The 10,062-nt window shown below is 73.6% G+C and carries 10 protein-coding genes; 5 read left to right on the forward strand and 5 right to left on the reverse strand.

Going from position 1 to position 10,062, the window contains the following annotated elements:
* The first annotated feature begins 150 nt into the window (after window positions 1-150).
* A complete protein-coding gene (gene ddaH / locus BG452_RS21780; protein ID WP_188306021.1) occupies window positions 151-975 on the forward strand; it encodes a dimethylargininase in 825 nt (274 codons plus the stop codon).
* A gap of 129 nt (window positions 976-1,104) precedes the next feature.
* On the opposite strand, the gene BG452_RS21785 is transcribed toward ddaH, so the two are convergent.
* Window positions 1,105-2,286: a globin domain-containing protein gene (locus BG452_RS21785; RefSeq protein WP_188306022.1), complete on the reverse strand. Its 1,182-nt coding sequence runs from the start codon at window positions 2,284-2,286 to the stop codon at window positions 1,105-1,107.
* Window positions 2,287-2,396: 110 nt separating this feature from the next.
* Window positions 2,397-2,840 carry an RrF2 family transcriptional regulator gene (locus BG452_RS21790; protein ID WP_188306023.1) on the reverse strand — a complete coding sequence of 148 codons (444 nt, stop codon included), beginning with the start codon at window positions 2,838-2,840 and terminating at the stop codon, window positions 2,397-2,399.
* Window positions 2,841-3,135: 295 nt separating this feature from the next.
* On the opposite strand from BG452_RS21790, the gene BG452_RS21795 reads away from it, so the two are divergent.
* The 3 genes from BG452_RS21795 to BG452_RS21805 all read left to right on the forward strand — a co-directional run bounded on the left by BG452_RS21795 (window position 3,136) and on the right by BG452_RS21805 (window position 6,707).
* Window positions 3,136-4,785 carry a beta-propeller fold lactonase family protein gene (locus tag BG452_RS21795; RefSeq protein ID WP_188306024.1) on the forward strand — a complete coding sequence of 550 codons (1,650 nt, stop codon included), beginning with the start codon at window positions 3,136-3,138 and terminating at the stop codon, window positions 4,783-4,785.
* Window positions 4,786-4,912: 127 nt separating this feature from the next.
* Window positions 4,913-5,569 (forward strand): transcriptional regulator, encoded by a 657-nt coding sequence (locus BG452_RS21800; protein WP_188306025.1) that lies wholly within the window; start codon window positions 4,913-4,915, stop codon window positions 5,567-5,569.
* Window positions 5,570-5,576: 7 nt separating this feature from the next.
* Window positions 5,577-6,707, forward strand: a complete 1,131-nt coding sequence (locus BG452_RS21805; RefSeq protein ID WP_188306026.1) for an aminotransferase class I/II-fold pyridoxal phosphate-dependent enzyme — start codon at window positions 5,577-5,579, stop codon at window positions 6,705-6,707.
* A 132-nt stretch (window positions 6,708-6,839) separates the two neighbouring features.
* On the opposite strand, the gene nagB is transcribed toward BG452_RS21805, so the two are convergent.
* From nagB to BG452_RS21820, 3 genes are all read right to left on the reverse strand, one after another.
* A complete protein-coding gene (gene nagB / locus BG452_RS21810) occupies window positions 6,840-7,622 on the reverse strand; it encodes a glucosamine-6-phosphate deaminase (RefSeq protein WP_188306027.1) in 783 nt (260 codons plus the stop codon).
* Window positions 7,623-7,909: 287 nt separating this feature from the next.
* Window positions 7,910-8,317 (reverse strand): hypothetical protein, encoded by a 408-nt coding sequence (locus BG452_RS21815; RefSeq protein ID WP_188306028.1) that lies wholly within the window; start codon window positions 8,315-8,317, stop codon window positions 7,910-7,912.
* 122 nt (window positions 8,318-8,439) lie between these two features.
* Window positions 8,440-8,967: an SDR family oxidoreductase gene (locus tag BG452_RS21820; protein ID WP_223242555.1), complete on the reverse strand. Its 528-nt coding sequence runs from the start codon at window positions 8,965-8,967 to the stop codon at window positions 8,440-8,442.
* Window positions 8,968-9,189: 222 nt separating this feature from the next.
* Between BG452_RS21820 and BG452_RS21825 the strand changes: the two genes are divergently transcribed.
* Entirely contained in the window at window positions 9,190-9,972 is a 783-nt protein-coding gene (locus tag BG452_RS21825; RefSeq protein ID WP_188306030.1) for a serine/threonine protein kinase, read from the forward strand.
* Window positions 9,973-10,062 lie beyond the last annotated feature (90 nt).

Genomic DNA, 10,062 nt, shown 5'->3' on the forward strand with positions numbered 1-10,062 from the left:
GTGCGCCGGGGCTCGCGCCGGGTGCGCGGGGGGTTGCGCCCGCCGGGGGCGTCCGCGCGGGTGTGCGAACGGGGGCGGCGGGGCAGCGGCCTCTGGAAAGACGCGGTCCCCGCACACACCAACTCCCCGCGATCCGAGGATGGTTGAGCAATGCCCACGCACACCCCGGCACGTACGGCGCGACCCCGGCGCTACCTGATGTGCCGGCCGACGTACTTCACGGTGGACTACGCGATCAACCCGTGGATGGACCCGGCGCAGCCCACCGACACCGCACTCGCCGTCCGCCAGTGGGAGCGGCTGCACCGGACGTACCGCCGCCTCGGCCACGCCGTGGAGCTGATCGACCCGGTGCCCGGCCTGCCCGACATGGTCTACGCCGCCAACGGCGCGACCGTGCTGGACGGCCGGGCCCTGGTGGCGACCTTCCGCTACCCCGAGCGGGCCGCCGAGTCCGACGCCTACCAGTCCTGGTTCCGGTTGCACGGCTACCGCGCGGTGCGCCGCGCCGGGCACGTCAACGAGGGCGAGGGCGACCACCTGGTGGTCGGCCGCCGGGTGCTCGCCGGTACGGGCTTCCGCACCTCGCGGGCCGCGCACGCCGAGGCGGAGCAGCTGTTCGGCGTGCCGGTGGTCAGCCTGACCCTGGTCGACCCGCGCTTCTACCACCTGGACACCGCGCTGGCCGTCCTCGGCGACGACCACGTCATGTACTACCCGGAGGCCTTCGACGCCGACAGCCGCTCCGTGCTGCGCGCCCTCTACCCGGACGCGATCCTCGCCGACCGGGCGGACGCCGAGGTGTTCGGGCTCAACGCGGTCTCCGACGGGCGCCGGGTCCTGCTCCCGGAGGCGGCCAAGAACCTGGCGGGCCGGCTCGCCGAGCACGGCTACGAGCCGATCCCGGTGGACGTCTCCGAGCTGCTCAAGGGCGGCGGCGGGGCGAAGTGCTGCACCCTGGAACTCCGCCCGTGAGGAGCAGCGCCTGTAGGGTGCGCGGCGAACTCGCCCACCCGGGGCGCCGAGTCGGCGTCGGCCTCGGCCGGTTCGTCGGCCCCGGTCCGCCCGGTGTCATCCCGGGCGGACCGGGGCCGAGGTAGCCGGTCAGGCGCCGAGCCAGAGGTCCGGCCCGAACACCTCGTAGTGGATGTCGGCGGCCGGGACGCCCGCCGCGAGCAGTTGCCCGCGCACGGCGCGCAGGAAGGGCAGCGGGCCGCACAGGTAGGCGGTGGTGCCGACCGGGATCTCGACGGTCGACAGGTCGACCAGGCCGGTGCGCTCGGCCGGCCACTCGCCGAGCGGCTGCTCGTAGAAGACGTGGGCGGTGGCGTCGGGCAGCTTGGCGGTCAGCTGCTCCAGGTCGGCGCGGAAGGCGTGGCTGAGCTGGTCGCGGTCGCCGTGGACGGAGACGACCCGCCGGGTGGAGCCGGTGGCGGCGAGGTGGTCGAGCATTGCGGTCATCGGGGTGTTGCCGATGCCGGCGGAGGCGAGCAGCACCGGGCCATCGCCGTCGGCGAGGACGATGTCGCCCAGCGGGGGCGCCAGTTCGACGGTGTCGCCGGTGTGGAGGTGGTCGTGCAGGTGGCCGGAGACCTCGCCGCCGGGCTCGCGCTTGACGCTGAAGCGCAGCGCGCCGTCGGCTCCGCCGGAGAGGCTGTACTGACGGATCTGGCGGGCGCCGTCGGCGAGTTCGGTGCGCACCGAGACGTACTGGCCGGGCCGGGCGGCCGGGGCGGGGCGGCCGTCGGCGGGCCGGACCAGGTAGGTGGTGACGGTCTCGGTCTCCTGGTGGCGGGCGATGACGGTGTACGGGCGCCACAGGTCGGCCGGGTCGCCGCCGGCGGCGACCTCGGCGCGCAGCCGGTCCTCGACGGCGATCAGCGCGTTGGCCATCAGCCAGTAGACCTCGTCCCAGGCGGCGGCGACCTCGGGGGTGACGGCCTCGCCGAGCACCTCGACGATCGCGGCGAACAGGTGCTCGTGGACGACCTCGTACTGTGCGCCGGCGATGCCGACCGAGACGTGCTTGTGGGCGATCCGGGCGAGCATCGCGTCCGGCCGCTGGTCGGGGTGGGCGATCAGCGCGGAGGCGAAGGCGGCTATCGAGCCGGCCAGGGCCTCGCGCTGGGTGCCGTTGGCCTGGTTGCCCCGGTTGAACAGGTCGCGCAGCAGTTCCGGGTGCGCGGCGAACAGCCGGTCGTAGAAGCGCGGGGTGATGTCACCGATCGCGCCGCCCACGACGGGCAGGGTGGCCTCGACGACCTCGGCGGACTTCGCGGACAGCATCAGAGGAGCTCCTGACTGGTAGCTGAGAACTACTGAGAACTACTGAGAACTGGTATCTGAGATTCGTATTCAAGCGGATGGGTACCGACTGATCCCTGAGGGGGATGGGGTCAGTCGGCGGGGCCGGCGGTGAGACTGAGCAGCACCGGCCCGGTGGGGGAGGCCACCAGGTCGTCGATGCTGAGCGGGTCGAGCGCGGCGAAGAACGCCTCCTGCGCGGTGCGCAGCGCCCCGCGCAGCCGGCAGGCGGCCCGCAGCGGACACGGCGGGTCGTCCTCGCAGCCGACCACGTCGCCGACGCCTTCGAGTTCGCGCAGCAGCAGGCCGAGCGAGCCGGTCCGCCCGGCGAAGGTGATCATCAGCCCGCCGCCGCGTCCGCGCCGGGCCTCCACCACCCCGAGGTGCTGCAGCCTGCTGACCACCTTCGCCGCGTGGGTGTACGGCACGCCGACCGCCTCGGCCACCTCGCGGGTGGTCGGGTTGTCGCCCTCGCCGGCCACGGCCAGTCGCATGGCGATGCGGAGGGCGATGTCGGTGCTCTTGGTCAGCCTCACGATCGAGACGCTAGCGAATGCGACTCCACAACTCCAATTTCCTGCACGCTCCTGGCTGAGACCCCGGTCACGCCGTGGGCCGGGCCGGCGGGGGTGGGGGTGGGTCGTGGGCCGGGCCGGGCGGTGGGTGCGGCGCCGCGAGGGTCGTCGCGACCGCATCCCGGTCGAAACTGAACAGTTGAAGACATTACCGATCAGCTCCTGACGCGTCATCAACACCCGATCTACGCTTCCTGCGGCTCCGGAGCCACGCCCTTCACCGCACCCCCCGACTGCCGACTCCCCTGGAGATCCCTTGAGATCACGTCGTGCACCCTGGCGCGCCTGGACGGCCGTGACGGCGATATCCGCCGCCACGGCCGCACTGCTCTCCCAGCCCGTCACTGCCGAGGCCGCCGCGCCGCCGCCCGCCGTGACGGCCCGGGTGCCGGTGGCGCCGTACCCGGCCGGGGTGGCGCTCACCCCGGACGGCTCCCGGGCCTACGTGACCAGCCAGAGCAGCGGCACGGTCAGCGTCCTGGACACCGTGAGCAAGGCGGTCACCGGCAGCTTCACCGCCGGGACGGGCTCCTACGCGGTCGCCGTGTCGCCCGACGGCAAGCGCGCCTACCTGACCCACCACCTGGACAACACGGTCAGCGTCGTGGACACCGCGAGCAACACCGTCACCGCCACCGTCCCGGTCGGCGTCCAGCCCTGGGGCCTGGCGCTGTCCCCGGACGGTACGCGCGCCTACGTCAGCAACGCCGGGGCCGGCACGGTGAGCGTGCTGGACACCGCGTCCGGCGCCGTCACGGCGACCGTCCCGGTCGGCGCCGAGCCGCACGGGCTCGCCGTCTCCCCGGACGGCAAGCGCCTGTACGTCGCGGCCTCCGGCGCCAAGGCGGTGAACGTGGTCGACACCGTGAGCAGCACGGTGAGCGCCACCGTTCCGGTCGGCCACAGCGCCTTCGGCCTGGCGCTCAGCTCCGACGGCAGCCGGCTGTGGGCCGCCGACGGGGACGACACCACGGCCGCCGTGCTCGACACCGGCGCCAACACCCTGCTGGGCACCGTCACCGTCGGCAACGGCCCGTACTCCGTCGCCCTCGCCCCGGACGGCTCCACCGCGTACGTCTCCAACTACGCCGACAACACGCTCAGCGTCATCGACGCGGCCAGCCGGACCGTCACCGCGACCGTCCCGGTCGGCGCCAGCCCGTACACCCTGGCGCTGAGCGCCGACGGGCGGCGCGGCTACCTCGCCGACTTCACCGGCAACGCCGTCGAGGTGCTGAACTTCCCGCTGCCGGTGCCCGTGGTGACCGGGATCAGCCCCAACGGCGGCTCCGGGGTGGGCGGCACCACGGTGACCGTCACCGGCACCGACCTGAACGGCGCCACCGCCGTCACCTTCGGCGCGGCCGGCCCGGCCACCTCGTTCAGCTGCACCAGGACCAGCTGCACCGCGACCGCCCCCGCCACCACGGTGACCGGCCCGGTGGACGTCCAGGTCACCACGGCGGGCGGTACCAGCGCCGCCGGCCCGGCCGACCGCTTCGGCTACACCGCGCCCAGCGCCCACCTGGCCGTCGCGCTCGCCGCGACCCCGGTCTCCGGCCTGCTCGGCGGCCGGGTCGACTACACCGTGACCCTCACCAACCAGGGCCCCGACCCGCTCACGGCGGCCACCGTCTCCGCCGCCCTGCCCGCCGGGCTGACCACGACCTCGGGCGACTGCACCGTCGCCGCGGGCAAGCTCACCTGCACCCTGGCCGCGCCGCTCGCCAAGGGCGCCGCCACCACCCGGCACTTCTCGGTGGCCGTCGGGCTGCTGAGCCTGGTCTCCTCCTGGGACGTCACGGTGGCCCGCACCGCCGGGGCCCCCGCCGACCCCTCGCCCGCGACCAGCCGGTCCACCCGCAGCTGCACCTCCGTCCTCGGCCTGCTGATCACCTGCCGCTGACCGGCGCTCTCGGAAGACCCCGTCCGTGAGAACCCAAGAACGCCCGGGCGGGGTCTTCCTCGTGCCCGGGGCCACGATCCCGGCGCACCGCTGGACGGAGTGTCCGATTCGGACGTACAGTCCGTCCATGCCTGCCGAAACCCCCGACCCGCGCGTCCTGACCTGGTCACCGGTCTGCCGCGCGGTGGCGCTGCTGCTCGGGCCCTACGCCGAGGTGGTGCTGCACGACACCGCCACCGACCGGGTGCTGGCGATCTGGAACCCGATGACGGCCCGCGCCCCCGGCGACCCGTCCCTGCTGGGCGAACTGGACGAACTGGACCCATCGGCGCCGGACGTCTACGGACCGTACGAGAAGCTGCTGCCGGACGGGCGGCGGCTGTCCACGGTCAGCGCGGTGCTGCGCGACGCGGCCGGCCGGCCGTCGGCGGTGCTCTGCGTCAACCTGGACCGCGGCCCGCTGGACCAGGCCGCCGCCCTGCTGGCGAACTTCGCCGCGCCCACCGCCCCCCGCCCCGAGTCGCTGTTCGAGCGGGACTGGACGGAGCGGATCAACGACGTGGTCGGCGGCCACGTCCGCGCGCAGGGCCGCCCGCTGGAACGCTTCACCCGGGAGGATCGGCTCGCCGTGCTGCGCGAGCTGGACGCGGCCGGGGTGTTCGCCGTCCGCCGCGCCGTGCCCGCCGTGGCCATCGCGCTGCGGATCTCCCGCTCCACCGCCTACGCCCTGCTCGCCGAGCTCAAGCACCCGGCCGGCCCCGGCGTCGGCCCCAGGAAGGACTGAGTACCCGATGACCCAGCTGCCCGACTTCCGGATCGAAGCCCACTTCACCCGCTGGGAGTTCACCGCCCGCCACCACCTGACCGCCTCCGACGCCCAGACCATGTCGATGGCCGAACTGCTGGCCCTGGCCGGCCCGGAGGACCGCGAGGCCTGGGAGACCCTGTCGCTCGGCTACACCGAGACCTTCGGCGATCCGGGCCTGCGGCAGGCGATCGCCGGGATGTACGAGCGGGTCGAGGCGGACGACGTGATCTGCTTCGGCGGTGCCCAGGAGGGCATCAACCTCGCCATGCAGGTGCTGCTCGGCCCGGCCGACCACGCGGTGGTGGTGACCCCCAACTACCAGTCCGCGGAGACCATTCCGCTCTCGCTCTGCGAGGTCACCGGCGTCGCGCTGGACGAGCGGCAGGACTGGGCGCTGGACCTGGACGCGGTGGCGGCGGCGCTGCGGCCGAACACCAAGGTGCTCTCGGTCAACTTCCCCAACAACCCGACCGGCACGCTGATCGACGCCGCCGACCTCGCCCGGCTGGCCGAGCTGTGCGAGGAGCGCGGCATCCGGCTGTTCTCCGACGAGGTCTACCGCGGCCTGGAGCGCGAGCCCGAGCGCATCCTGCCGCAGGCCGCCGACCTCTCGCCCACCGCGCTCTCGCTCAACGTGACCTCCAAGTCGCTGGGCCTGCCCGGCCTGCGGATCGGCTGGATCGCCTGCCGGGACCGGGAGCTGCGCAGCCGGCTGGAGCGGGCCAAGCACTACACCACGATCTGCAACTCGGCGCCCAGCGAGGTGCTGGCCCGGATCGCGATCACCGCCCGGGAGCGGATCCTGGCCCGCAACCGGGGCATCATCGCCGCCAACCTGCCGCTCTTCGACGCCTTCTTCGCCGAGTTCCCCGAACTCTTCGAGTGGCGGGCCCCGGACGGCGGCTGCGTCAGCTACCCGCGCTACCTCGGGGCGGACGGCGTGGAGGACTTCTGCACCGCGCTGGTCGAGCAGGCGGGCGTGCTGCTGATGCCGGCGAGCATGTTCCGTTCCGAGCTCACCCCGACCCCGGCCGACCGCTTCCGGATCGGCGTCGGCCGCAGCGATCCGGGCCCGGCGCTGGAGGCCTTCGCCGAGTGGCTGCGCAAGCGCTGAGAGGCGCGCGAGGCCGGGACACCCGCTGGGTGTCCCGGCCTCGCGGCTGGTCGGGCCGCGCCGCGGGTGCGGCCCTGGGCACGACCCTGGGCGTGGTCCTCGGTGCGGGCCTGGGAGTGGTCCTCGATGCGGTCAGAGCTTCTGCCAGGCCGGCTTGGCCGCGTAGGTGTCGCGGAAGTAGTCGGCGAGCTTGAGGCGGGAGGCGGCGGCCTCGTCGACCACCACGGTGGCGTGCGGGTGCAGCTGCAGCGCCGAGGCGGGGACGGCGGCGGCCAGCGGGCCCTCGACGGCCAGGGCGACGGCCTCGGCCTTGGCCTCGCCGGTGGCCAGCAGGACCAGGTGGCGGGCCTCCAGGATGGTGCCGATGCCCTGGGTGATGACGTGGTGCGGGACCTCGTCGATGCTGTCGAAGAAGCGGGCGTTGTCGACCCGGGTCTGCCGGGTGAGGGTCTTGATCCTGGTCCGGGAGGCGAGCGAGGAGCAGGGCTCGTTGAAGCCGATGTGGCCGTCGGTGCCGATGCCGAGCAGCTGGAGGTCCACGCCGCCGGCCTCGGCCAGCGCGCGGTCGTAGGCGGTCGCGGCCGCGGCGATGTCGGCGGCGTTGCCGTCCGGGCCCAGGAAGGAGGCCTCGGTCAGGCCGAGCGGCTCGACGACCTCGCGCAGCACCACCGAGCGGTAGGACTCCGGGTGGCCGGCCGGCAGCCCGACGTACTCGTCCAGCTGGCAGATGCGCGCCCGGGAGGCGTCCAGTCGGCCGTCCCGGACCCGGGTGGCGAGGGCCTGGTAGATCGGCAGTGGGGTCGAGCCGGTCGCGACGCCGAGCAGGGCCTCGGGCTTGTCGGTCAGCAGATCGGTGATCGCCGCGGCGATGAGGTCGCCGGCCGCAGAGGCGTCAGGGACGATCACGATTTCCATACTGGGTCCACCGTTCTGAGGCGAGGCTGAGGTCTAGACCTTCGAGGTCTAGACCAGTTTGCCGTGAACGTGGCCCCCAGGTCCACCCGGGGCGGTGTCGGAGCCCGGGCGTTCTGCCTGGTGGGGGCTCCCGGTGCCGGACGGACGGAGAGCCGGGGCCCGAAGAGGCCCCGGCTCCCTGTGCCCTGTCGTACGGGCTGCCCTGTCCTACGGATGCCGTTCCGCGGGTGGACGGCCGGGGTGTGCTGGTCCCTCCGATCCCTTCGCTCCCTCCGGAGCGGACTGGATCAGAACGGGTTGGTACAGGTGGTCACCTGCTTGCTGGCGTCCAGCGCCGGGCCGGCGGTGGCGCAGATGATGTGGGGGGCGGCGGCGGTGACCTTGGGGGTGACGGCCTGGGCGGAGCCGAGTCGGACGGTCGTCGCACTGGCGACCGTCTCCCACGGGCTGCCCCAGGCCTGCTGGGAGCGCACCTCTACCTGAACCATCGTCAACTGGTTGGGGTCCGCGTTGACCTGGGCGATGCCGACGATGCCCTCGCTGTCGGCCTGGTGCGTGATGCAGGGGCGGTTGAGCACCGTGGCGCAGGCCGCGGTGCCGGCCTCGGACGTCGCCGTGGCGGCCATGGCGGGGGCGGCGGACAGCCCTGCGATCCCTGCCACCGTCATCATCACGGCTGCAATCCGAGTGCGCATGATACGAACCTCCTTGGAATTTAAGGGAATCTCACTCCTTGAGATGAGTGTTGCACACATCCTGGAATCGGCGGATGTGCGTTGCGTCACACTCATGGTGACGGTTCAACTACTGGCTGCAATCATTCGCCGGATGTTCGGCGCCCGGACACGTCGCGGCCTGACGGACGATCAGTCCGTGGATCGGTTCGCGGGCGGCACGGCCGTCCGCCGCCGGCCGTCGCCCCGCCGTCCACCGGCGCCGACGCGCAGGTCTGACAACCGAAGTCGTCCGAGGTCAGGGCCATGATCGCGCGGGCGATCGCGTCCGGCCCGGGCATCCGCTCCAACCCGTCGGTGTTCAATGGACCGTAGGCCTTCCGGAACGCCGCCCAGGCCGCGTCCGGGATCCCCGGCGGGCGGACGAAGGCGGTGCCCGTGGTGCCGGGGAGGATCGCGTGGATCCTGATGCCCCGCGTCCCGTACGCCAATGCGGCCGCTTTGACCAGACCTTGAATCACCCTTTTCCTGGCTGTGTAGGCGCCGACGTCCGGCCGGGCCTGCTCGGCGGCCGAGGGCGGGGTGCGGACGGCCAACCCCCGTGACCGGCCTTTGCGGAGGTTCCGGGCAAGGCGCGTCGAGCCGTACCCGAAGTGGCTGAAGTCGTGCAAGATGAGGGGGAGTTGACGTCCACGGCCGCCGCCCTGGCAGCAGCCGCCCCGCCCCCGCCTCGGCCGACCGGCCCCGAGGAGGAGCCGCCCTCCTCCCACGGCGGAGGCAACTCCCCGCCGGCCGTCCGGTGTTGGCCGTGGCCCTTCACTCGTCCGGGTGGCGCATTGCCACCGGGGCGAATCGGACGGATACCATCGAGCCGATCCCACGGAGGTGGCTGCGTGGACACGGTCATCGTGCAACTGCCCGGCCCGGGGCCGGACCTGGCGCCCGGCGCGGCGGGCGGCGGATCGTCCGGCGCGCCCGGACTGCTGCGGATGGGCCCCGGCGAGGCCGCGGTGTTCGGTCGCGGCGAGCCCGCCCGCCCGGTCGCCATCCCGCTGCCCGACCAGGGCGTCTCCCGTCGCGCGGGCGAGGTCGTCGCCGCCGAGGACTACTGGCGGCTGTCCAACTTCAGCACCACCGCCACCTATGTGGTGGAGAACCTCGAAGGCGCGGGGGAGCACATCAAGGTCGCCCCCGGACGCCTCGGCGCGCCCGTCCCCTTCGAACTCTCCCGCGTCCTGCTGCCCGCCCTCGGCGAACCCGCCACTTTCAAGGTCTTCGCCCCGCAGCACGCCTACCTGGACGGCCCGCCGGGCGGCACCGACGGCGAACGCACCGTCAGCCCCTTCGCCCTGGACCCGACTGCCAAGTACTTCCTGGTGCTGCTCGCGCTCTGCGAGCCCCGGCTGCGCTCGCCCTCCACCGCCGCCGTCCCCGGGGTGACCGAGGTGCTGGGCCGGCTGCGCGCCCTGCCCTCCTGTCGCGGGCTGACCCGCTCGGCGGTGAACTACCACATCGACTACCTGGTCGGCGCCAAACTGCGGCTGCGCGAGCCGTACGAGGAGGGCCCGGCCGGCGGCAAGCGCGAGGAACTGGTGGCCCTGGCCCTGCGGTTCGACCTCGTCCGGGAGGAACACCTCTCGCTGCTCCCGCCCCGGCGCCCGGTCACCCGGCCGTGACCCCCGCGGACCAGCCGGACGCCGACCAGCCGGACGCGGACCAGCCGGACGCGGACCAGCCGGACGCCGACGGGCCGCACGCCGACGGGC

Source organism: Streptomyces sp. CBMA123, from assembly GCF_014596465.1.
Classification (GTDB): Bacteria; Actinomycetota; Actinomycetes; order Streptomycetales; family Streptomycetaceae; genus Kitasatospora.